Raw genomic sequence first — 21,283 nt, 5'->3', positions numbered from 1 at the left:
CCGGCGCCTATCTTCGCACCCGCGGCACGCCCCGGACGGGCGCCGGCCGCGGGGAGACGGAGGTTCGACGGATGCCGGATTATCGCCTGCGCGGGGCGGTTCGTGGCGAGGACGGGGAGATCGGCGCGCCGCGCGTCGACGAGATGCTCACGGCCGCGGACGCGAAGGAGGCGATCCAACTCGCCAACCGCCGCTCGCTGACGATCGAGGACGACGCGGTGAACGCCCTGTGGCTGGTCGACGCCCACGGCACCCTGCTGTGGTCCCTGCGCCGGGCCGACCGGGAATCCTGACGCGCGTCCCGGCGCGCGGCGCCCCCGAGATGCAGGGACCGGACGTCGTCCCGCGCCCGCAGGGACGCGGCGGTGCCGGCCAGCGCGCTGCGCCCGTTCTCCAGCACGACGGCGTGGTGGGCGCGGCGGACATTCTGCTCGGCCACGCAGGGTCGGACCCTCGGCACGGTTCAGGCCGGCGAGCACCCGGCGGATCTCCTCGACCACGCGGGGGGAAGCCCCGTGGACGGCTCGTCGAGGACGAGCAGCCGGGGTCGGCCCATCAGCGCCCCGCCGATGGAGCCCGAAGGGGAGGCCGTCCGCTGCGGCGCGGACCGGCGGCACCCGTTGCGAGAAGCAGGGAGACAGGACGGCGACCTGTCCGGGGCAGACATTCCGCTGTTTCCTTCCGTCGAATCCTCTGTGCGGCGCGCGCCACGTCAGAAGCACCGTCTCTTCAAGTTCGATACGGCGCGCGTCCATTCCCCCTCCGGGACGCGCCGGCGCCGGATCACTGCCCTGATCGCACATTGGGCCGCCCGGCCCGCCGAGACCTTGCCGCCGCGGGACCGCGATGGGACCGCGCGGGGCCCGAATCCGGCCGGATCGACCCGGCGCGGCGGGCGGAAAGACACCTTACGGTAGCACAAACTAATCTGCGTAAGTATTCATAGCGTGAAACAAAATGTAGGTTCGCGCCCCCACGCCGCCGTGGAGACGCCCCATGCCAAACCCGCTCGCGCACAAGCTAAATTGCTATGTCGGGCTCTCCGAAGACGACCGGATGTGCTTGGCCGACGCCATGAGCCCGAGCCGCATGGTCGCCGCACGCACCGACATCATCCACGAGGGCGACGATCCGCGGGCGATCAACGTGATCCTCGAGGGCTGGGCCTGCCGGTACCGGCAGTTCGCCAACGGGCGCCGACAGGTCGTCTCGCTCCTGCTCCCGGGCGACCCGTGCGACCCGCACATCTTCCTCCTCGACGAGATGGATCACGCGATCGGCGCGATCACCCCCGTGCTCCTCGGCCAGATCACCGGCCCCGCGATGCGGGACCTGACCGCCCGCAGCCCGCAGCTCGCCATGGCCTTCCACCGCGAGGCCCTGGCCACCGCGGCGATCCAGCGCGAGTGGACGGTCAGCCTCGGCAGCCGCACCGGGATCGAGCGCCTCGCCCACCTGTTCTGCGAGTTGCACGCGCGCCTGGCGGCCATCGGCCTGACCGACGGGAATACCTGCGCGATGCCGATGACGCAGAACGATCTCGGCGACGCGATGGGGCAGACCAGCGTGCACATCAACCGCACGCTCCAGGAACTGCGCGGCATGGGGCTGATCACCCTGCGCAGCCGGCGCCTGACGATCCACGATCCGGCCGCGCTCGCCCGGCTCGCGCATTTCGATACCGCCTATCTCCATCTCACCGAGGCCGGCCACGCCGCCGCGCGCTGAACCCTGCCGGTCCCGCGGCGATTGAGCCAGGTTGAACGACATCCGGAGTGGCCCGGCATGACAGACCCTCGCGATCCGGCGGAGCGACTCGCGGCCCTCGAGGCCGACAACGCGCGCCTGCGCCGGCTGCTCGACGCGGCGGGGCTCCCGGACAGCCTGCGCCACGGGATGCGCAACACGATGGCGATGATGCGCACCGTCATGCACCGGTCCGCCGAGAGCGCCGCGGATGTCGAGAACTACGTGGCGCATCTCGACGGCCGGTTCGGGGCGATCATGCGCGTGCAGGCCGCCACGGACGCGTTCGGCGACGCCGACCTGCACACGCTGATCTCGGACGAGCTGATGTTCCACCTCGCCCGCGAGGGCGAGCAGGCCATCCTCGCCGGCCCGCGGGTGCGCCTCCGGCCCAAGGCCGCGCAGGTCGTCGCGCTGGCCCTCCACGAGCTGACGAGCAACGCGGTGGAGCACGGGTCCCTGGCGCTCCCGCAGGGCCGGGTCCGCGCGGCGTGGCGGGTGGCGGAGTCGGAGACCGGACCGCCCGTCCTCAGCCTCGACTGGGCGGAGACCGGCGGCAGCGGCGTCGCGCCCTCCGGCCGGCGCGGCTTCGGCACGGACGTGCTGACGGAGATGCTGGCCTACGATCTCGGCGCGGCGGTCGACCTGCGCTACGAGCCGGACGGGCTGCGCTGCACGATCCGCGTGCCGCTCACGGCCCAGATCGGGCGCCGCGTGGCCGAGGATCCCGGGGCGGGCTGGGACGGCGACGGCCGGTGAGGCTCACGGCCCCGAGGCCGCCCGCACCTGCCCGGTCATCTGCGGCAGCGCGCCGAGGGCCTCCACGGCCGGATCGCGGCCGGGCAGGAGCAGGTAGTCGGGGGTGAAGCCGGAAAACTCCTGCAGACGCGCGAGATTCGGCACGCGCACGCTCTTGCGCCCGCTCTCGATCAGCCCGGCCCTGCGCAGGTCGGCGAGGACGCGCGAGAGGTGGACGTTCGAGAGCCCCGCCGTATCGGCCAGCTCGGACTGCGCCAGAGGCAGGCGGTACTCGGGCTCCAGGCCCAGGCCGACGGCGTTCAGGCGCGCGAAGAGCTCGCAGATGATGTGGGCGACCTGCTTGTCGGCGGACCGGCGCCCCACCCCGACGAGCCATTCCTGCAGGACGGCCTCGTCGACCAGCACCGACCACCACAGGGCGCGGTAGATGTTGGGTCGGAGAGCGGCGAGTCCCTTGATCGTCCGGTAGGGGATCGAGGCCACGGTGCAGGGCGTCAGCGTCGCCACGGAGTGGATCGCCCGGTTGAGCAGGGACGCGTGCAGGTCGCAGCCGTCGCCGGGAACGAGGTAGGCGAGGATCGAGCGTCCCCCGTCGGGCACCAGCTTGTAGCGGCAGGCGAACCCGTCGAGGATCACGTAGGCGGCGTCGGGCCGCACGCCTTCCGAGACCAGGTCGCGGCCTGCCTCGACCTGCGCGACGTCGCTGGTCGCCGCGCCCAGCGCGGCCACGTCGCCGTCGTCCAGGTTCGCGCGCAGCGCCAGCTTGCGAAGGAAGGGGTTCAAGGGATCTCCCGGACAACCTGCCCCGTGCGCGGAGCCGTATCTGCGTAAACGCGTGACGGCTTATCCTTACTCCGCGAATGCATCAAATGATCGCCACGCCCGGGATCCGGATTCCGCCGGCGCCGATCCGTCGAAACCTTCGGCGCCCGGGCACGCCGACGCCCGAATGCGTCTCGTCCCGCGATCGGAGCTGGGACGCCGCCCGGGATCGGCCGCGCCGGATCGTGCGGGCCGGTCGTGCGGGCCGATCGTGCCGGCCGGGTTGCGCGGGCCGGAGCGGCGTATCAGGAGACCCGCAGCGTGCGCAGGACGGTGCCGCTCCCGTCACGGATCTCCATCCGCCAGCCCGCCGCGGCGTCCGGCAGCTCGCCGGCCATCCGGAACTCCTCGATCAGCGCCAGCGCTTCCGCCTCCGCGTGCGCGGGCGACGCGGCGAGGACGCCCGTCTCGTCCTCGATCGTCTCGCCGTCGCTCCGCAGGCGGAAATAGTAGCGCTCTGCCATGATAGCCTTCAGCCCAGGATCCGGATCCGCCCCGGCGGCCGGGCCCCGCCCGCCCGGTGATGCGCCCGCGCACGCCGCGGCCCGCGCCGCGGGCTGAGGTAAGTGGCCCCGATCCGCGTCCGATCAACGGACGGGCGAGATTCCGGTCGCGGATGCCTATCGCTTGGTCCGCCCGCTCCAAGACGCGGCACGGCGCGGCACCGCGCTGCCGGTCTGGCGGGCGAAACGGCGCCGTTCTGGGCGCCGGCGGACCCGGAACAGCCTCCCGCGGCGCCATGCCTAATTATTTGGCACACGATTTGCGAAGCCCGCCCCGTCGCGAGGACGACGACGCAGGGGACCGCCATGAAGGCATTTGGAACTTGGGCCTCGGCCGCCGCGCTGGCCGCCGGGCTGGCGATGGGCACGCTGGGGGCGGGCGCCGCGCGGGCGCAGGAGACCATCAAGGTCGGCATCCTGCACTCGCTCTCGGGCACGATGGCGATCTCGGAGACCACCCTCAAGGACGTGATGCTGATGCTCATCGCCGAGCAGAACGCCAAGGGCGGCGTGCTCGGCAAGAAGCTGGAGCCGGTGGTGGTCGATCCGGCCTCGAACTGGCCGCTCTTCGCCGAGAAGGCCCGCGAGCTGATCAGCAAGGACAAGGTCGCGGCCGTGTTCGGCTGCTGGACCAGCGTGTCGCGCAAGTCGGTGCTGCCGGTGTTCAAGGAGCTCGACAACATCCTGTTCTACCCCGTCCAGTACGAGGGCGAGGAGAGCGAGCGCAACGTGTTCTACACCGGCGCCGCCCCGAACCAGCAGGCGATCCCGGCGGTCGATTACCTGATGTCGGAGGATGGCGGCGGCGCCAAGCGCTGGGTGCTGGAGGGGACCGACTACGTCTACCCGCGCACCACCAACAAGATCCTCGAAGCCTACCTGAAGTCCAAGGGCGTCAAGGACGAGGACATCCTGATCAACTACACGCCGTTCGGGTTCTCGGACTGGCAGACCGAGGTGTCGAAGATCAAGGCGTTCGGCTCGGCCGGGAAGAAGACCGCCGTGGTCTCGACCATCAACGGCGACGCCAACGTGCCGTTCTACAAGGAGCTCGGCAACCAGGGCATCAAGGCCACCGACATCCCGGTCGTCGCCTTCTCGGTGGGCGAGGAGGAGCTCGCCGGCATCGACGCCAAGCCGCTGGTCGGGCACCTCGCCGCCTGGAACTACTTCGAGTCGATCAAGACGCCGGAGAACGAGGCCTTCATCAAGAAGTGGCAGGCGTTCAAGAAGAACCCCAAGGCCGTCACCAACGACCCGATGGAGGCCAGCTACATCGGCTTCAACATGTGGGTGAAGGCGGTCGAGAAGGCCGGCACCACCGACCCCGACAAGGTGATCGACGCGCTGCCCGGCATCGAGCAGAAGAACCTCACCGGCGGCACCGCGAAGATGCTCCCGAACCACCACATCACCAAGCCGGTCTTCATCGGCGAGATCGAGGCGAACGGCCAGTTCGACGTGGTGTGGAAGACCGAGGGCCTGATCCCCGGCGAGGCGTGGTCGAAGCAGCTCGAGGGCTCGAAGGACCTCGAGGCCGACTGGGTCAAGCTCAAGTGCGGCAACTACAACACCAAGACCAAGACCTGCGGCGGCGCCTGAGGGGCGCTCATCCCCTCCCCCTTGTGGGGAGGGGTAGGGGTGGGGGTGGTGCAGGAGGCACCGCCACGCTCGATCCTGGACCACCCCCACCTCCGGCTCCTCCCCACAAGGGGGGGGAGAGTCCGGTCGCGCCAGAAGTGCCATGCTCCGTCTCCTCACCCTCCTGTTCCTGCTGCTGGCCGCCCCGGCCCTCGCCCAGGCGCCCGACCCCTACGCCCAACTCGCCGGCGACGGCTACGCGGAGATCGAGGCCGGCGTCTCCGGCCTCGCGGCGAGCGGCGACCCGCGCGCCGACGCGATCCTCGCGGCCCTGTCGGACGGCCGCCTGCTGGTGAGCCCGGACAAGACCCTGCTGATCCGGCAGGGCGGCGCCGTCGCGGACGCGAAGACCGGCGCCCCGGCGGCCGACAGCCCCGACCTCAAGCCGGTGCGCGCCAACAACCGGGTCCGCCGGGCGATCGAGGCCGCCCGCGGGCAGCTCGACCTCGCGAGCCCCGACCCGGCCAAGCGCCGCGCCGCCNCTGCCGGCCCTCGACGCGGCGCTCGCCCGCGAGACCCATCCGGGCGTCCGGCAGGCGCTGACCGAGGCCCGCGCCGCCGTGCTGCTCGCCAGGGCTGGAACGGCGGAAACCGACAAGCTTGCCGCGATTCCCGCCATCCAGGCCCGGGGCGATGGCGACGCGATGGGCATCCTGCGCGGTCTCGCGGCGGATCCGAGCGAGGCGGTCCGCGCCGCCGCCGCCCGCGGCATCGCAGCGATCGAGACGCGGCTCGCGATCGTCAGTGCCCTGCAGAACGTCTGGTACGGCATCTCCCTCGGCTCGGTCCTGCTGCTCGCCGCCATCGGGCTCGCCATCACCTTCGGGGTGATGGGCGTGATCAACATGGCCCACGGCGAGATGGTGATGCTCGGCGCCTACACGACCTATGGCGTGCAGGAGTTGATCCGCACCAAGGCGCCGTCCCTGTTCGGCTGGTCGCTGGCGATCAGCATCCCCTGCGCGTTCCTGGTCGCCGGCCTCGTCGGCGTGCTGATCGAGCGGTTCATCATCCGCTTCCTGTACGGCCGCCCGCTGGAGACGCTGCTCGCCACCTTCGGGGTCAGCCTCGCGCTGCAGCAGGGCGTCCGCTCGATCTTCGGACCGACCAACCGCGAGGTCGGCGCCCCCGGCTTCATGAGCGGCGCCGTCGATGTCTACGGCCTGTCGATCACCTGGGGCCGGATGTGGATCATCGTGTTCGCGCTGGCCGTGTTCCTCGGCCTCCTGTTCGTGCTGCGGAAGACCTCCTTCGGCCTGAAGACCCGGGCGGTCACCCAGAACCGGCGCATGGCCGCCGCCATGGGCATCCGCACGCCCTACGTCGACGCCCTGACCTTCGGGCTCGGTTCCGGCATCGCCGGGATGGCGGGCGTCGCCCTCTCGCAGATCGACAACGTCTCGCCCAATCTCGGCCAGGGCTACATCATCGACTCGTTCCTCGTGGTGGTGTTCGGCGGCGTCGGCAACCTCTGGGGGACGCTGGTGGCGGCGCTGACGCTCGGCGTCGTGAACAAGCTCGCCGAGCCGTATATCGGCGCGGTGCTGGCCAAGATCGGCCTCCTGATCTTCATCATCCTGTTCATCCAGAAGCGCCCGCGCGGCCTGTTCGCGCTCAAGGGCCGGGCGGTGGAATCGTGAGCTCCTTGCCGTCCCGCACCCCCCTCATTGATCTCAAGGGCTGGATCTTCCTCGCCGTCCTGGCCGCCTTCTGCCTCGCGGTGCCGGTACTGAACCTCGCGGTGCCGGAGGGCTCCGGCCTGCACCTGCCGACCTACCTCGTCTCGCTGTTCGGAAAATACCTCGCCTACGCGCTGCTCGCGGTCAGCCTCGACCTCGTCTGGGGCTATTGCGGCATCCTCTCGCTCGGCCACGGGGCGTTCTTCGCCCTCGGCGGCTACGCGATGGGCATGTACCTGATGCGCCAGATCGGCGCCCGGGGCGTCTACGGCAATCCGGTCCTGCCCGACTTCATGGTGTTCCTGAACTACAAGACCTTGCCCTGGTACTGGTACGGGTTCGACCACTTCGCCTTCGCGGCCCTGATGGTGCTGCTGGTGCCGGGCGTGCTCGCCTTCGTGTTCGGCTGGCTCGCCTTCCGGTCGCGGGTCACGGGCGTCTATCTGTCGATCATCACCCAGGCGCTGACCTACGCGCTGATGCTCGCCTTCTTCCGCAACGACATGGGGCTGGGCGGCAACAACGGGCTGACCGACTTCAAGGATTTTCTGGGACTCTCGGTTCAGTCCCAGAATTTCCGTGTCGGCATCTTCGTGGCGACCGGCGTCGCGCTGGCTTCGGGTTACCTGATCGCCCGGGTCATGACGGTCTCGGCCTATGGAAAAATCCTGATCGCCGTGCGCGATGCCGAGAGCCGCACGCGCTTCCTCGGCTACCGGCCGGAGCACTTCAAGACGCTGGCCTTCACGGTCTCGGCCATGATGGCCGGCGTCGCCGGTGCCCTCTACGTGCCGCAGGTCGGCATCATCAACCCGGGGGAGTTCGCCCCCACCAATTCCATCGAGACGGTGATCTGGGTGGCGGTGGGCGGGCGCGGCACGCTGGTCGGCGCGGCGCTGGGCGCCGTGCTGGTCAACTACGCCAAGACCGTGCTCACCGGCGCGATGCCCGACGCGTGGCTGTTCGCGCTCGGCGGCCTGTTCGTGGTCGTGACGCTGTTCCTGCCCCGCGGCCTCGTCGGCACCGCGATCGAGCGGTTCGGCTCCCGGCGCGCGGCCGCCAGGCTGCCGCCGGAGCCCGAGATCGCCCCGGAACGCGTCGAACAAGGGCAGGGCGCATGAGCACCGACCTCCTCGAACGCCCCGACGCCCGCGGCCCCGCCAACCGGAAGCGCGAGACCGACGCGCTCCTCTACCTCGACGACCTGCGGGTGACCTTCGACGGCTACAAGGCCCTGCGCGGCCTGTCGCTGACGCTGGCCCGCGGCGAGCTGCGCGCGATCATCGGCCCGAACGGCGCCGGCAAGACCACCATGATGGACTGCATCACCGGCAAGACCCGGCCGGACAGCGGCATCGCCCTGTTCGACGGCACCCACGACCTGCTCAGGAGCGACGAGCCGGCGATCGCCGACCTCGGCATCGGCCGCAAGTTCCAGAAGCCCACCGTGTTCGAGAGCCACACGGTCGCCGACAACATCCTGCTCGCCCTGAAGGGCCCGCGGGCCGCCTTCGCGTCCCTGTTCGGCTGGCGCAACCGGGTGGAGGCCCAGCGGATCGACGCCCTTCTGGAGACCGTCGGCCTGCTGGCCCACCGGGGCCGGCCGGCGGCGGATCTGAGCCACGGCCAGAAGCAGTGGCTGGAGATCGGCATGCTGCTCGCGCAGGACCCCAAGCTCCTGCTCGTCGACGAGCCGGTCGCCGGCATGACCGACGCCGAGACCGCCGAGACCGCCCGCCTGCTGCGGCGGATCGCCGGCGAGCACGCCGTGCTGGTGGTCGAGCACGACATGCACTTCGTCCGCGACCTCGGCTGCCGGGTCACCTGCCTGCACGAGGGCGCGGTGCTGGCCGAGGGCTCGATCGACGCGGTCTCGGCCGACCCGCGGGTGGTCGAGGTGTATCTGGGACGATGACCATGCTCTCCGTCGACGGCATCGACCTCTATTACGGCGCCGCGCAGGCGCTCCGCGGCGTCTCGCTGACGGCCGAGGCCGGGCAGGTCACGACGGTTCTGGGCCGCAACGGCGTCGGCAAGACCTCGCTGCTCCGGGCGATCGTCGGCCAGCAGCCGGTGCGCTCCGGCGCGATCCGCCTCGACGGCCGCCCGATCCAGGATCTCGCCCCCTACGACCGGGCCCGGGCCGGGATCGCCTTCGTGCCCCAGGGTCGGGAGATCTTCCCGCTGCTCACCGTCAAGGAGAACCTCGAGACCGGCTTCGCGCCGCTGAAGCGCCGGGACCGCCACATCCCCGGGGAGATCTACGACCTGTTCCCGGTGCTCAAGGACATGCTCCACCGGCGCGGCGGCGACCTCTCGGGCGGCCAGCAGCAGCAGCTCGCCATCGGCCGGGCGCTGGTGACCCGGCCCAAGCTCCTCGTGCTCGACGAGCCGACCGAGGGCATCCAGCCCTCGATCATCAAGGATATCGGCCGGGCGATCACCTACCTGCGCGGCAAGGGCGAGATGGGGATCGTGCTGGTCGAGCAGTATTTCGAGTGGGCCCGCGACCTCTGCGATACCTACGCGGTGATGGATCGCGGGCAGGTGGTGCTGGCCGGGCCCCGGGCCGGGATGGTCGAGGCCGACGTGCTGCGGTGGATGTCGGTGTAGGGCAGCCGCCGCGCCCGCCGCATGCCCCTGAATACGGCGATTCGATCCGGAGATCGGGGCGGATAATCAACAATCGCAGCGCGGCCGGCGGCGAATTGGGCCGCCAAACCTGTGCATATGGCCCAGATCGGCCAATGTTAAAACACAATTCGGGTCCGCCATGGGGCTCAACCACGGAGGCGCCCATGACGATCCTGGATCCGGTCACCGGCGAGCTGGTCACCATCACCGTACCGCGGCCGCGTCCGCAGGCCGGTCCGCGCTGACGGGCGGCGCGCTGTCATGACGAACGCGACCGATCGAAGAGGCGGACGCCGCGGCGTTCGCGGCGGCCGTCCCCAGGTCCGGACCGTGCCACCGGGCCTGCTGCTGGCCGGCGGCGTCGGGGCGAACGCGCCGCTGACCGCCGTCGACCTGATCGCCCAGGGCCGCCTCCGAGGCCGAGGCCCGCGACGGCGCGGACCGGGCGGAGCAGGGCTGACGCGGCGACCGGAGGCCGCCGGACCGGCCGTCCGCCTCTTGAGATCGCCCGCGCGGGCTGGTCAGAAGGCCGGAAGTCTCGCGGCGGCCGGCGGGTGAATCATGAAGATCGGCGTCCTGATCCTGGTCGGCGCCTGCGGCGTCCTCGTCGGGATCGTCGTCGGATACGTCGCGGGGACGCGACTCAGCGAGGCCTTCGCGCGGTTGCCGGTGACGGACCGCTCCGCCGCCGCGCAGGCGCTCCGGATCGTGGACCGCATCGCGGCCGAGCACGGCCTCGCGCGGGACGCCCTGCTGAGGGCGATGCTCGACCGGCAGGGCGGCGGGACGGCGACCGCCCGTCCCGGCAAGGATCCCGACGAGGATCCCAGAATGGATCCCGGCAAGGATCCCGGCAAGGATCCCGGCAAGGATCCCGGCAAGGATCCCGGCAAGGATCCCGGCAAGGATCCCGGCAAGGATCCCGGCATGGACCCGCGCGAACGGGCCCGGTGAGGGCCGACTGCGCGCCTCACGCGGCCGGCGCGGGCCGGGGACGCAGCCGGAGGCTCGCGGCGGTGAGCACGGAGCGCAGCTCGGCCGGCCGGACCGGCTTCGAGAGGATCGGGATGTCCGCCGCCCCCAGATCCTCGCGCACCCGCGCCGCGTCGTGGCCGCTCATCACCACCGCCGGCAGCGCGCGCCCGGCGAGCCGCCGGACCGCCGCGATGCAGTCCGTCCCCGTGACGCCGTTCCCGAGCTCGAAATCGGTGATGAGGAGGTCGATCTCGGGCGCGGCGTCGGGGATCCCGGTTTCGGGCTGCACGCGGCAGCCCCATTTCTCCAGCAGGCTGGCCGTCGCCCGCAGCACAGCCCCGTCATCCTCCACCAGCAGCACGCGCAGGCCGCCGATCGTCGCCGGCGGGTCGAGCCGGGCCGGGAGCGCCGCGGGCTCCGGAGCCCGGGCGACGGGCAGGTTGCCGATCGTCACGCAGGTCCCGCGCCCCGGCACCGAGCGCAGCGTCACCGCGAGGTCCAGGAGTTCGCCGAGCCGCCGGACGATCGGGAGACCGAGGCCCACGCCCTCAACGTCCCGGTCGCCGCGGCGACGGACTTGGTAGAACTCCTCGAAGACCCGTTCCTGATGCGCGACCGGGATTCCGGGGCCGCGATCGTAGACTTGGATGGCGAGCCGGTCGCCCCGCCGGCGGCAGGCGATCAGGATCGGCCGGCCGGGCGCGTACTTGATCGCGTTGTTGACGATGTTCTGCAGCATCGTCGTGAGCAGCGCCCGGTCGGTGCGCACCACGACCGCGCAGGCGCGGCTGCGCAGGGCCGTCCCGGCGATCTGGGCGGCCTCCGAGTTCTGGCGCCGCACATCCTCGATGACGTCGTTGATCGCGACGGGCTCGGGCCGGGGCTCCACCCGGCCGCTGTCGAGGGTCGAGATGTCTAGGAGCGACTTGAACAGGCGCGAGACGCTCTGCAGCGACCGGTCGATGTTCTCGACCATCTGCAGCTCCTCCGGCCCGAGCCTGGCGTCGCGCAGGCAGGCGGTGAACAGGCTGATGGCGTGGATCGGCTGGCGCAGATCGTGGCTCGCCTGCGCCAGGAAGCGCGACTTGGACAGGCTCGCCTCCTGCTCGCGCTCGTAGGCGCCGCGCAGGCGCTCCAGCAGGCTGTAGATGTAGGTCGGCACGAGGACGGTGATGGCCGTCAGCGTCAGGACCAGGAACGGGTTCGCGCGCCAGTAGGCGTTGACGTACGTGGTGGCCGCGATCGAGACCAGGGCCGCCGCCGTGGACGCCTTCAGGGCGGTGACCCCGTAGCGCAGGCCGTTGCCGACGATCAGCCGGATCACGATCGCGTAGAGCGGCAGGAACGGCGCGCCGCCCACCGCCATCGCGTAGGTCATCCCGCCGAGATCGAGGAGGAAGGTGACGACGCGGCGCGGCGTGTTGCTGCCGGGATTGCGGGCGATCCAGCCGTACAGCGCCACGGCGAAGACCCAGTGGCACGTCACGAGGTAGGCGACGAACCGGGCCTCCGGCGGTGCGATCCCGCCGTAGATCTGCGGCAGGAGGTACAGGCAGGCGAGGCCGATGACGACGGCCCGGATGAGCGCCTGCGCCTTCTCATTGTCGTACGCCTCGTCCCGCCGGCGCCGCGCCCCGAACATCGGCGGTTCAGGCCCGGCCGGCGGCGCGGCCGAGGCCGGGCGCCCGCTCCGCCGGGACAGGTTTGGCCGGGACAGGCCCCGCGGCGCCCGCCCCGAATCGCGCCGTGCCGGTCCCGGTCTCCCGCTGTCGCTTCATCGTGCAGTCGCCCTGCCGCGTCGCCGCCCGGGACCCAGGTCACGGCGCGCCGCCATCGCCGGTCGTGGACAGATGCGGAAAGTCTACCTGAAGGTGATCGACACCACCAGACGCGACGGGAGCCCGCGACGCGGCGACGAGGGCGAGTCTTGGGCGCAAGAACAGCTTATTCAGTCTCCGCTACAATGGTAGCTGTGTTGCAGCGAGACTTTCGGGAGGAATATGGGCGGCAGAATATTTTTTACTTCACTGCAGGCCTGATCTCGGCGACCGGTCACGGGCACCGTCAGCGGTAGGTGCCGGCGCCCGGATCGAAGCGATAGACACGGGCATCCCGGTCGGTGGCGGGACGGAGCGTCCCGTCCGCGCCCAGCACGGTGCCGCTCAGCGTGACCCGGACCGGGGGCCACGCGGCGGGGTCGCGCGGATCCTCCGGCAGGATCTCCAGCCGCCCCGTGCTCGATCCCAGCCGGCAGGGATCCTCCGCGCAGCCGGCCGTCTCGTCGGCGCCCGCCGCGACCTCGCCCGCGAGCGTCCAGTGCGCCGGCGCGTCGCGGAACTGCAGGAGCAGGAACGAGAAGCCCTGCGATCCGGCCGTCCCGTAGACCGTGAGGCGCAGGCCCATCAGGAGGCGGCCCCGGCTCAGCGGCCTGAACACGGCGCCGAGCCGCTCGTCCACCTCCGGGGCGCCGCCGTTGCGGTTCCCGGTCCCGATCCGGCCGGACAGGACCTGCACGTCTTCGAGGCGCCAGCGCATATCCTTGAGGACGTAGGTGGCGGCCGCGACGCTCCGCCGGTCGGGCGCCGCGGCGTCCGCGCCCGGGGCCGGCATCGTGACGAAGCCGGTGAACCGGCTCCCGGTCCCGGTGGAGAACATGGCGGCGGTCCAGAATTTCGCCGTGCGGCCGTCCTTCATCCGGCAGGTCTCGGCCGCCGTGTCGGCGGGCCGCCCGCAGATCGCCGCCAGCACCGCGGCGTGCGGCAGCATGGCGAGGTCGGGATCGGCCGCGGCCGGCGCGGCAGCGAGAACGGCAGCGAGGCCGGCGGCCAGGACGGCAGCCAGGACGGCAGCCAGGACGGGCCGCACCGCGAGGGCAGGCCCCGTCGGAAACCGCCCGCGGGCCGCGCGCCCGTCTTCCCGTCCCGCTTCCCGTCCCGCCCGTCTCATGCGCCGGGCTCTGCCACGGAGCCCGGCACCGGGCCATTCGGACAGGTGTACGATCGGCGCCGCCGCACGGTCCGCCCCCTCAATCCCCGACGCCGGCCGTGGCCGCCCTCGCGGCCGCGGCGGACCGGGAGGTGACGTCGAGGGCGCGCAGGAGCGCCGAGACGTGGATGCGGACGGTGAAGGGGGAGATCTCAAGTTCCCGGGCGATCTCCTTGTTGGTGCGCCCCAGGGCGACGAGGCGCAGCACGTCGCGCTGGCGCTGCGTCAGGGGCGGGAGCGGGCCGCGCGGCGCGGCGAGACCCGAGACCGGGCTGCGCCGGATCACGAACTCGCCGTCGCGGATCGCCGCGATCGCCTGGGCGATCTCTGCCGCGGGCAGCGCCTTGCCGATGAAGCCGTCGGCGCCCTCGGCCATGACGGTCCGGATCAGGCCCTCGTCCTCGATCATCGACACGACGATGATCGAGGCCCGCTCGAACTCGACGCGCAGCGCGCCGATGGAGCGGCGGGGATCGAGGCCGGGGAACACGAGGTCCAGGAGGAACGCCCGCGGGGGGGGCCCGGCGCGCGCCAGCGCCAGGACCTGCTCCATCGTGGCGGCCTCCCGGACCAGGGCCTGCGGGTAGAGCCGTTCCGCGATGCGCCGCATACCCTCGCGGAACAGCGGGTGATCGTCGGCGACGATGAGGGTCTCTCGCGCGGATCCGTTCATGCCACTCCCGGTCGCAGCATCGGAATCTTTCCCCATGACGTCGCGGCGAGGAGCCATGCCGAGGGAAATCCAGGCCCTGTCAAGCCTGCGACGATAGGTCATATACACTAGTAGACCGGTTTTTTCCGCCTGCCTAGAAGTCGGGCCGTCATGGTGACAGGCAGCGGCCCGCTAATTTATTCGAATCTTTCCAAAAAGAGCGAGGCTGCAGGTCATGTCGTGCGCGCCGACGCGACGCACGAATTACGTCGTTCCATGTTCGGGGGCCCGCTGGATGTCGGAAGTCGAACACCAGAATGCTGAGCGGCAGGCTCAGGACAGGCTTTCCGAGCCCCGTGCGGCCCCGAGCCCCGCGGCCCCCGCCAGGCCGGGCGTGTCGCCGAGCCTCATCGCGATCGTGGGCGGCCTGGTGGCGGCGGGCGCCGTCGCGGGCGTGCTGCTCTCGGGCAGTGGCGAGACCGCCGGGACGGCCGCGCGGCCGGCCCTGACGCTGGTCAAGGCGGGCGAGATCGACAAGGCCGCCGAGACCCTGCCGTCCGACGAGAAGGACAAGATCGTCGCGGAGGCCAAGGCCTGCCAGGCCCCGCTGGGCCAGATGCGCCTGTCGAAGATGGCGGCCGATGCCGGCGGCGTGGTGCGGATCCGGGCCGGGAACTACCTGTCCCCGGCCTTCAACGTCGCCGACGGGCCGATCAACATCGCGGTCCCGTTCCCGGCGCCCTACGAGACCGGCAAGGGCGAGATCACCATCGAGGGCGCCGCCAAGGACGTCTTCGTCGAGCTGACGCCGGGCCTGAAGATCGACACGACCGGCGGCGTCCAGCGGATCCCCGTGATCTGGAACACCAGCAAGCCCTGCGGAGGCTGACGGATGTCGAAATCCGCCATCCTCCCCTTCGTCGTCTCCGGGCTGGTGGTCGCGGTCCTCACCCCGCTCCTGCTGAGCACCGATTACGGCCCGGTCGCCTGGTGGAACGCCGCCGGGCCGGAGCTGCGCTGGAAGGCGGCGATCGGGATCGCCGTCGCCCTGCTGGCGGCTCTGGGCCTCGCCGCGACCGCGACGGCCGCGCGGAGGGCGGAGGCCGGCCTCGGGNCGGCCGCGCGGAGGGCGGAGGCCGGCCTCGGGCAGCCGGCCGGCGGCCTGCTGGCCCTGCCGCGCCTGATCGCGGCGCCGCGCCGGGTCGTGGAGGCCCAGTCCCCCGAGGCCGTGATCGCGAATCTCGAGGCCATGGTCGGGCTCGCGCCGGTCAAGCGCGAGGTCAACGCCCTGATCGCGCGGCTGGAGCTGGAGCAGCGGCGGCGCGCCGAGGGCCTGCCGGTGGCGGCGATCAGCCAGCACATGGTGTTCACCGGGCCGCCCGGCGTTGGCAAGACCGAGGTGGCGCGGGCGATCGGCGAGATCTACCGGTCCCTCGAGGTGCTGCGCCGCGGGCATCTCGTGGAGGTCGACCGCGCGGCCCTGGTGGCGGGCTATGTCGGCCAGACCGCGGCCAGGACCCTCGAGAAGTGCCACGAGGCGCTCGACGGCATCCTGTTCATCGACGAGGCCTACACCCTGGCCGCCGGCGGCGGGGGCGGCGGCGACTTCGGCAAGGAGGCGATCGACACCCTCCTGAAGTTCATGGAGGACAACCGCGACCGGATCATCGTGATCGTCGCCGGCTACACCAACGACATGCGCCGGTTCATCGACGCGAATCCCGGCCTCGCCGGCCGGTTCACCAAGATCATCGAGTTCCCGCCCTACAGCCCGAAGGATCTCTGCGAGATCCTGAGGCGCATGGCGGCCCGGCAGCAATTCGCGCTCCCAGAGGGGTTCGAGGCGGCGCTGACTCCCTGGCTCGCGCAGCGGTCCCGCGCCGACGACTGGTCGAACGCCCGCGAGATGCGGACCCTCCTGGAGAAGGCCCGCGAGGCCCAGGCCGCCCGGGTCGCCCTCCAGGGCGGCGACCTGCGCCGCCTGGAGATCGTCGATCTGCTCCGCGCCACCGGCGAGGACGCCTGAGGGCGGCCCGAGGGGCCACGCGCGCCCAGCACCCAGGCCAGCACCCAGGCCATCACCAGGGCCAGCACCAAGGTTCACCACGTCCATGGAACGCCTCGACAAGCATCCGGTCGCGCTCTTCGCGGTCATCGTGCTGGGTGCCACCGGCCTGCTGGTCGCCCTGCGGCCGGACGTGCTCGGGTCGCTCGCCGCGACGCCGTCGGCGCTGCTGCGCAACGGCCTGATCCTCGGCGGCCTCGTCGGCGGCCTGCTCGCGGCGAGCTACATCCCGGCGCGGATCGAGGCGACGCGGCGCGCCCTGGACCGGGCCCGGGCGAGCCGCAGGATCCGCCCGATCCGCTTCGTCGACGACGGCGCGGCCGCGGAGAAGAAGGACCTCCTGGCCACCGCGCTCGCGACCCTCGACGGCATGGTCGGGCTCGACCCCGTGAAGCTGGAGGTGAAGGGCGTCATCGCCCGGATGCAGGTGGAGCAGCAGCGCCGCGCCCAGAACCTGCCGGTGGCGGCCATGAGCCAGCACATGGTGTTCACCGGACCGCCCGGCGTCGGCAAGACCGAGGTGGCGCGGGTCCTCGGCAGCGTCTTCAAGGCGCTCAGGGTGCTGCGCAAGGGCCACCTCGTGGAGGTCGACCGGGCCGGGCTGGTGGCGGGCTACGCCGGCCAGACCGCGATCAAGACCCTGGAGCGCTGCAAGGAGGCCCTCGACGGCATCCTGTTCATCGACGAGGCCTACGCGCTGGCTCCCGGCGGCGGGAGCGGCGGCGAGTTCGGCAAGGAAGCGATCGACACCCTCCTCAAGTTCATGGAGGACAACCGCGACCGGATCATCGTGATCGTCGCCGGCTACACCAACGACATGCGCCGGTTCATCGACGCGAATCCCGGCCTCGCCAGCCGGTTCACCAAGACGGTCGAGTTCCCGCCCTACAGCCCGCCGGAGCTCGCCGAGATCCTGAAGCGCATGGCCGCGGGCCAGGGCTTCGTCATGCCGGAGGGATTCGAGAAGGACCTCGCCGCCTATGTCGGGCCCCGGTCGAAGGCCGAGGACTGGGCCAACGCCCGCGAGATGCGCACGGTCCTGGAGAAGGCCCGCCAGGCGCAGGCGCTGCGCCTCGCCGCCAGCCCCGGCGGCGACATCAACCGGCTCGAACCCGCCGACATCGCCGCGGCCCTCGGCCGCCAGCCCGGCGGCGCGGTCGACATGGACGCGGCCCGGAAGGTCATGGCCCGCCTCGACGCGATGATCGGGCTCGCGCCGGTCAAGGAGCAGGTGAAGACCGTGGCGGCGCGGGTGCTGGTCGATGCCCGGCGCCGCGCCGAGGGCATCGAAGTCGGCGCGGTGAGCCAGCACATGGTGTTCACCGGGCCGCCCGGCGTCGGCAAGACCGAGGTGGCGCGCATCATGGGCGACATCTTCCGGACGCTCGGCGTCCTGCGGAAGGGGCACGTGGTCGAGGTCGACCGGGCCGGGCTGGTGGCGGGCTACGTCGGCCAGACCGCGGCCAAGACCCTGGAGCGCTGCCGCGAGGCCCTCGACGGCATCCTGTTCATCGACGAGGCCTACACGCTGGCCGAGGGCGGCGGGGGCGGCAGCGACTTCGGCAAGGAGGCGATCGACACCCTCCTCAAGTTCATGGAGGACAACCGCGACCGGATCATCGTGATCGTCGCCGGCTACACCGGCGACATGGCCCGGTTCATCGACACAAATCCCGGCCTCGCCGGCCGGTTCACCAAGACCGTGCAATTCCCGGCCTACGACCCGTACGACCTCGTCGAGATCCTGCGCCTGATGGCGTCGCGGCAATCGTTCCGGCTGCCGCCGCGCTTCGAGACCCTGCTGATCCCGTGGGTCGAGCAGCGCGCGCAGCGGCACGACTGGGCGAATGCCCGCGAGATGCGCACGCTCCTGGAGCGCCTGCGCGAGGCCCAGGCGATGCGCCTCGCCAGCGATCCCCTGGGCGATGACGGCCAGTTCGAGCTCGTGGATGTCGAGCGGGCGCTCCGGCCCACCGGGGACGCGGCGCGTCCGGCGGCGGGGGCGTAGCGGCATGGCGCTGCCCGACACGCCCCCGCCGCCCGGACCGGAGGGAAGCTCTCCCGAAGGCAACGGCGCGCGCCCCGCGGGGCCCGCGTCGCTGGCAGTGCTCCGCGGCCTCGCCGAGGAGGTCGTGCGCCGCACCAGCGCGGTGGCGGCGGTCGTGGCCGCGGCCGATCGGGGCGAGAGCGCAGCGCTCGTGACCCTCGGCCACCTCTACAGCCCCTTCACCGCGGGATCCGGTGAACCCGCGCGCAATGCCCGGCTCGCCGCCGTGTATTTCGAGCGCGCGGGGGCCGCCGGCAACTGGGTGGCCGCGGGGATGGCGGCCGAACTCCACGACCGTGGCCCGGGCAATCTGGAGCGGGACCCGGCCCGGGCCGCGGCCCTGGTGATGCGCCAGCTGGAGACGGACCCGGACAGCGGCTGCCTCGTCACGGATCCCGGGATCGGGGCGGTCTGGAGCCCGGATTTCTGGGCGGCACTTCAGACGGCGCTGGCCGCGCGCGGTCTGTACACGGGTCCGATCGAGACGCGCAGCAACGACGCGACCCGCGCGGCGGTCCGGCACTTGGTGGACACCGCGGGGACGGCCCGGGAGCCGTCGCGGCCATGAGCGTCGCCCGCGAGGACTGGCTGCGCGCGCACGCGGCCCTCTGGTACGACGATCGCCGCTACCGCCTGGCCTGGCTCGCCCTGCCGCAGGCCGTGACCTGCGCGGTGGCGGGCCTGTGCATGGCGCTGGCCGCGCAGGGGGTCTGGGGTCAGCCGGCCACCGCCTCGAAGGCGCGGCTCGCCGAGCTGAGCGCCCTGCGCGACTGGGCCGGCAAGGACGGCGACCGCGCGGCGTTCGACGCGCTGACCGCCGCGGCCACCCGGGGCCAGATCGACGCCGCGACCAAGCTCGGGACGCTCTACGACCCCCTGACCGCCGCCTACTTCCCGAACAAGCCCGCGCCGAACGATTTCGTCCGGGCGGCCGCCCTCTACGGACCGGGCGCCGCGATCGGCGATCTCCTGGCGGTCACGCGCCTCGCGGACGTGCTGCTCGACCCGGCCAACCCCAACCGCGACCTCCGGCGCGGCTGCCGCCTGGCCCAGACCTGGATCGACGCCCCCGAGACGCTCGAGCGCACGATCACCGGCGAGGAGCGGCTGACCGTCAAGCTCGCCACCTGCTACGTCGAGCCCGGGAGCGGCCTGCCGCAGGACCCGGTGCGGGCCGGGGGGCTGGTGACCGCGGTGCTGTGGCGCCGCCACCGGCCGACGATGGACGCCTTCATCAACAATCTCGGGCAGCAGAACCCCGCCCTGGTGTCGGGCCTCCAGCGGCACCTGGCCGAGCAGCGCCGGTACATCGGCCCGGTGGACGGGCGGCCCAATCCCGGGATCATCACGGCCCTCCAGGTGGAGGCGGGGATCACCAACACGGTCGCGACCCCGCGGCCCGAGCCGCGGCGGATGGCGCCCAAGGGTCCGGATCCGGAGGTGCTGGCCCTCCAGGCCGCCGCCCGGACCGGCGACCGGCGGAAGATGGCCGACCTGAAGAGCCGCGCCGAGGCCGGGGACGCGGACGCGCTCACCGCCTACGCGCGCCTGTTCAACCCGGTGATGAACAAGGGCGACGTCTTCGCGCCGGACGCGCAGGTCGCCGTCGCCGCCTACGAGCGCGCCGCGGCCGCCGGCAACGGCATGGCGGCGGGCGAGGCGGCGGTGCTGTACGATTCCGGCTACGGCAACGTCGCCAAGGATCCCCGGAAGGCGGCGGCCCTCGCCCTGCGCGGCGTCGACCTCAAGGACGACCAGATCACCTTCTGGCTGCTGTTCCCGGAGGCGGGCAACTGGAGCGACGGGTTCTGGGGCGCGATCCAGGCCGCGCTGACCGCCCGCGGCTTCTACACGCTCCCGGTCGAGAACAAGCGCAATGCCGCGGTCATCACGGCCCTGCGCGCCTACATGAAGGCCAAGTCATGAGCGGCGTCACGATCGGGACCGACCGGCTCCGGGCGCACGCGACGCTCTGGTACGCGGACGCGCGCTACCGCCTCGCCTGGCTGGTCCTGCCCCAGGCCGCGGTCGCGCTTCTGGCCGGCCTCGCCCTGGCGCTGCTGAAGCCCGCGGGCGAGTGGGGCAAGCCCGCCGACAGCAAGGAGAACGAGAAGCTCTATCTCGACCTGCTCGACAAGGCCGGCAAGGACGGCGACCGGGCCGCCTTCGAGAAGCTGCGGACGGCCGCCGAGGCCGGCGACGTCAGCGCCCGCTCGTTCATGGGCGCCCTCTACAATCCCGAATGGGCCGCAGTCTACGCCAAGAACCCGGTCAAGCCCGACGCCGCCAAGGCGCTGACCTACTACCAGAAGCCCGCCGACCTCGGCTTCCCCGGGGCCCAGCGCGGCATGACCGAGCTCCTGCTCGACCCCGCCCGCGGCCAGCACGATCTCAAGCGGGGCTGCCGCTACGGGCTGGCCTTCCAGGCGAACCCGGTCGCGGCCCGGAACAACTACCTCGATTCCTGGTCGACGCTCTACTGGATCGCCGGCTGCTACACCGATGCCGCGAGCGGCGTCCCGCGGGATCCGCAGAAGGCCGCCGACCTCTACATGAACACGGTGGCGGCCAAGCTGCCGCGGGCGGTCACCACCTTCACGGACGAGCTCGGCCGCCAGCCCCCCGACCTCGTGGCGGCGATTCAGCGCGACCTCGCCAAGCGCGGCTTCTACACCGGGCCGGCCGACGGGACGGCGACGCCGCAGACGCGCGCGGCCGTGCAGGCCCTGGCCGGCCGGGGTGCCGGCCCGCAGGGCAGTGCGGGGTCCGGCAATG

At 72.0% G+C, this 21,283-nt stretch carries 19 protein-coding genes and 2 pseudogenes; 15 read left to right on the top strand and 6 right to left on the bottom strand.

Going from position 1 to position 21,283, the window contains the following annotated elements:
* Window positions 1–71: 71 nt before the first annotated feature.
* Window positions 72–293 (top strand): hypothetical protein, encoded by a 222-nt coding sequence (locus MMR14E_RS07960; RefSeq protein ID WP_331313604.1) that lies wholly within the window; start codon window positions 72–74, stop codon window positions 291–293.
* Between the two features lie 17 nt (window positions 294–310).
* On the opposite strand, the pseudogene MMR14E_RS07955 reads toward MMR14E_RS07960, so the two are convergent.
* Window positions 311–574, bottom strand: a pseudogene (locus MMR14E_RS07955) (ABC transporter ATP-binding protein); the annotation flags it as partial.
* Window positions 575–996: 422 nt separating this feature from the next.
* Between MMR14E_RS07955 and MMR14E_RS07950 the strand changes: the two are divergent.
* Both MMR14E_RS07950 and MMR14E_RS07945 read left to right on the top strand, forming a co-directional pair.
* Window positions 997–1,728, top strand: coding sequence for a Crp/Fnr family transcriptional regulator (locus MMR14E_RS07950; protein ID WP_331313603.1), 732 nt, complete (start codon window positions 997–999; stop codon window positions 1,726–1,728).
* Between the two features lie 57 nt (window positions 1,729–1,785).
* Window positions 1,786–2,505 carry an HWE histidine kinase domain-containing protein gene (locus tag MMR14E_RS07945; RefSeq protein ID WP_331313602.1) on the top strand — a complete coding sequence of 240 codons (720 nt, stop codon included), beginning with the start codon at window positions 1,786–1,788 and terminating at the stop codon, window positions 2,503–2,505.
* A gap of 3 nt (window positions 2,506–2,508) precedes the next feature.
* Here MMR14E_RS07945 and MMR14E_RS07940 read toward each other — a convergent pair whose 3' ends face one another.
* On the bottom strand, window positions 2,509–3,288 hold the full coding sequence (locus MMR14E_RS07940; protein WP_331313601.1) for a Crp/Fnr family transcriptional regulator: 780 nt from the start codon (window positions 3,286–3,288) through the stop codon (window positions 2,509–2,511).
* A 284-nt stretch (window positions 3,289–3,572) separates the two neighbouring features.
* Complete coding sequence (locus tag MMR14E_RS07935; RefSeq protein ID WP_331313600.1) at window positions 3,573–3,791, bottom strand: DUF6894 family protein; 219 nt, start codon at window positions 3,789–3,791, stop codon at window positions 3,573–3,575.
* A 345-nt stretch (window positions 3,792–4,136) separates the two neighbouring features.
* On the opposite strand from MMR14E_RS07935, the gene urtA reads away from it, so the two are divergent.
* The 6 genes and pseudogenes from urtA to MMR14E_RS07905 all read left to right on the top strand — a co-directional run bounded on the left by urtA (window position 4,137) and on the right by MMR14E_RS07905 (window position 10,738).
* Complete coding sequence (gene urtA, locus MMR14E_RS07930; protein WP_331313599.1) at window positions 4,137–5,432, top strand: urea ABC transporter substrate-binding protein; 1,296 nt, start codon at window positions 4,137–4,139, stop codon at window positions 5,430–5,432.
* A gap of 142 nt (window positions 5,433–5,574) precedes the next feature.
* Window positions 5,575–7,111: pseudogene (gene urtB, locus MMR14E_RS07925) on the top strand (urea ABC transporter permease subunit UrtB).
* A gap of 5 nt (window positions 7,112–7,116) precedes the next feature.
* Window positions 7,117–8,271, top strand: a complete 1,155-nt coding sequence (gene urtC / locus MMR14E_RS07920; protein ID WP_331313598.1) for an urea ABC transporter permease subunit UrtC — start codon at window positions 7,117–7,119, stop codon at window positions 8,269–8,271.
* Window positions 8,268–9,065 (top strand): urea ABC transporter ATP-binding protein UrtD, encoded by a 798-nt coding sequence (gene urtD / locus MMR14E_RS07915; protein WP_331313597.1) that lies wholly within the window; start codon window positions 8,268–8,270, stop codon window positions 9,063–9,065. The genes urtC and urtD overlap by 4 nt, the downstream gene beginning before the upstream one ends.
* Window positions 9,066–9,067: 2 nt before the next feature.
* Window positions 9,068–9,763 (top strand): urea ABC transporter ATP-binding subunit UrtE, encoded by a 696-nt coding sequence (gene urtE / locus MMR14E_RS07910; protein WP_331313624.1) that lies wholly within the window; start codon window positions 9,068–9,070, stop codon window positions 9,761–9,763.
* A gap of 582 nt (window positions 9,764–10,345) precedes the next feature.
* Entirely contained in the window at window positions 10,346–10,738 is a 393-nt protein-coding gene (locus tag MMR14E_RS07905) for a hypothetical protein (protein ID WP_331313596.1), read from the top strand.
* Window positions 10,739–10,754: 16 nt separating this feature from the next.
* Here the strand turns inward: MMR14E_RS07905 and MMR14E_RS07900 are convergent, their stop codons facing one another.
* The 3 genes from MMR14E_RS07900 to MMR14E_RS07890 all read right to left on the bottom strand — a co-directional run bounded on the left by MMR14E_RS07900 (window position 10,755) and on the right by MMR14E_RS07890 (window position 14,417).
* Window positions 10,755–12,401: a hybrid sensor histidine kinase/response regulator gene (locus MMR14E_RS07900; protein WP_331313595.1), complete on the bottom strand. Its 1,647-nt coding sequence runs from the start codon at window positions 12,399–12,401 to the stop codon at window positions 10,755–10,757.
* Window positions 12,402–12,823: 422 nt separating this feature from the next.
* On the bottom strand, window positions 12,824–13,624 hold the full coding sequence (locus MMR14E_RS07895; RefSeq protein ID WP_331313594.1) for a hypothetical protein: 801 nt from the start codon (window positions 13,622–13,624) through the stop codon (window positions 12,824–12,826).
* Between the two features lie 160 nt (window positions 13,625–13,784).
* Window positions 13,785–14,417, bottom strand: a complete 633-nt coding sequence (locus MMR14E_RS07890) for a response regulator transcription factor (protein ID WP_331313593.1) — start codon at window positions 14,415–14,417, stop codon at window positions 13,785–13,787.
* Between the two features lie 373 nt (window positions 14,418–14,790).
* Here MMR14E_RS07890 and MMR14E_RS07885 point away from each other — a divergent pair, with 373 nt between their 5' ends.
* The 6 genes from MMR14E_RS07885 to MMR14E_RS07860 all read left to right on the top strand — a co-directional run.
* The gene (locus MMR14E_RS07885; protein WP_331313592.1) at window positions 14,791–15,285 is read left to right on the top strand and encodes a hypothetical protein; all 495 of its coding nucleotides are present in this window, start codon (window positions 14,791–14,793) and stop codon (window positions 15,283–15,285) included.
* 3 nt (window positions 15,286–15,288) lie between these two features.
* Window positions 15,289–16,422: an AAA family ATPase gene (locus MMR14E_RS07880; RefSeq protein WP_331313591.1), complete on the top strand. Its 1,134-nt coding sequence runs from the start codon at window positions 15,289–15,291 to the stop codon at window positions 16,420–16,422.
* An 85-nt stretch (window positions 16,423–16,507) separates the two neighbouring features.
* Window positions 16,508–18,469, top strand: a complete 1,962-nt coding sequence (locus MMR14E_RS07875; RefSeq protein WP_331313590.1) for an AAA family ATPase — start codon at window positions 16,508–16,510, stop codon at window positions 18,467–18,469.
* A 4-nt stretch (window positions 18,470–18,473) separates the two neighbouring features.
* On the top strand, window positions 18,474–19,076 hold the full coding sequence (locus tag MMR14E_RS07870; RefSeq protein ID WP_331313589.1) for a hypothetical protein: 603 nt from the start codon (window positions 18,474–18,476) through the stop codon (window positions 19,074–19,076).
* The gene (locus tag MMR14E_RS07865; RefSeq protein WP_331313588.1) at window positions 19,073–20,434 is read left to right on the top strand and encodes a hypothetical protein; all 1,362 of its coding nucleotides are present in this window, start codon (window positions 19,073–19,075) and stop codon (window positions 20,432–20,434) included. Before MMR14E_RS07870 ends, MMR14E_RS07865 begins: the two co-directional genes overlap by 4 nt.
* Window positions 20,431–21,283, top strand: an 853-nt coding sequence (locus tag MMR14E_RS07860; protein WP_331313587.1) for a peptidoglycan-binding domain-containing protein, incomplete at its 3' end; no start/stop codon positions are given. The genes MMR14E_RS07865 and MMR14E_RS07860, both read left to right, overlap by 4 nt.

The organism is Methylobacterium mesophilicum, assembly GCF_036441335.1.
Taxonomy (GTDB): Bacteria; Pseudomonadota; Alphaproteobacteria; order Rhizobiales; family Beijerinckiaceae; genus Methylobacterium; species Methylobacterium mesophilicum_B.
The sequence above is the reverse complement of the archived record's forward strand: the minus strand, read 5'-3'. Positions and strand labels throughout refer to the sequence as shown.

Coding starts and splice junctions, on each gene's coding strand:
- MMR14E_RS07865 (WP_331313588.1), top strand. CDS start 19,073: ATGAGCGTCGCCCGCGAGGACTGGCTGCGCGCGCACGCGGCCCTCTGG.
- urtD (WP_331313597.1), top strand. CDS start 8,268: ATGAGCACCGACCTCCTCGAACGCCCCGACGCCCGCGGCCCCGCCAAC.
- urtE (WP_331313624.1), top strand. CDS start 9,068: ATGCTCTCCGTCGACGGCATCGACCTCTATTACGGCGCCGCGCAGGCG.
- MMR14E_RS07900 (WP_331313595.1), bottom strand. CDS start 12,401: ATGTTCGGGGCGCGGCGCCGGCGGGACGAGGCGTACGACAATGAGAAG.
- urtA (WP_331313599.1), top strand. CDS start 4,137: ATGAAGGCATTTGGAACTTGGGCCTCGGCCGCCGCGCTGGCCGCCGGG.
- MMR14E_RS07950 (WP_331313603.1), top strand. CDS start 997: ATGCCAAACCCGCTCGCGCACAAGCTAAATTGCTATGTCGGGCTCTCC.
- MMR14E_RS07905 (WP_331313596.1), top strand. CDS start 10,346: ATGAAGATCGGCGTCCTGATCCTGGTCGGCGCCTGCGGCGTCCTCGTC.
- MMR14E_RS07935 (WP_331313600.1), bottom strand. CDS start 3,791: ATGGCAGAGCGCTACTATTTCCGCCTGCGGAGCGACGGCGAGACGATC.
- MMR14E_RS07875 (WP_331313590.1), top strand. CDS start 16,508: ATGGAACGCCTCGACAAGCATCCGGTCGCGCTCTTCGCGGTCATCGTG.
- MMR14E_RS07960 (WP_331313604.1), top strand. CDS start 72: ATGCCGGATTATCGCCTGCGCGGGGCGGTTCGTGGCGAGGACGGGGAG.
- MMR14E_RS07945 (WP_331313602.1), top strand. CDS start 1,786: ATGACAGACCCTCGCGATCCGGCGGAGCGACTCGCGGCCCTCGAGGCC.
- MMR14E_RS07890 (WP_331313593.1), bottom strand. CDS start 14,417: ATGAACGGATCCGCGCGAGAGACCCTCATCGTCGCCGACGATCACCCG.
- MMR14E_RS07870 (WP_331313589.1), top strand. CDS start 18,474: ATGGCGCTGCCCGACACGCCCCCGCCGCCCGGACCGGAGGGAAGCTCT.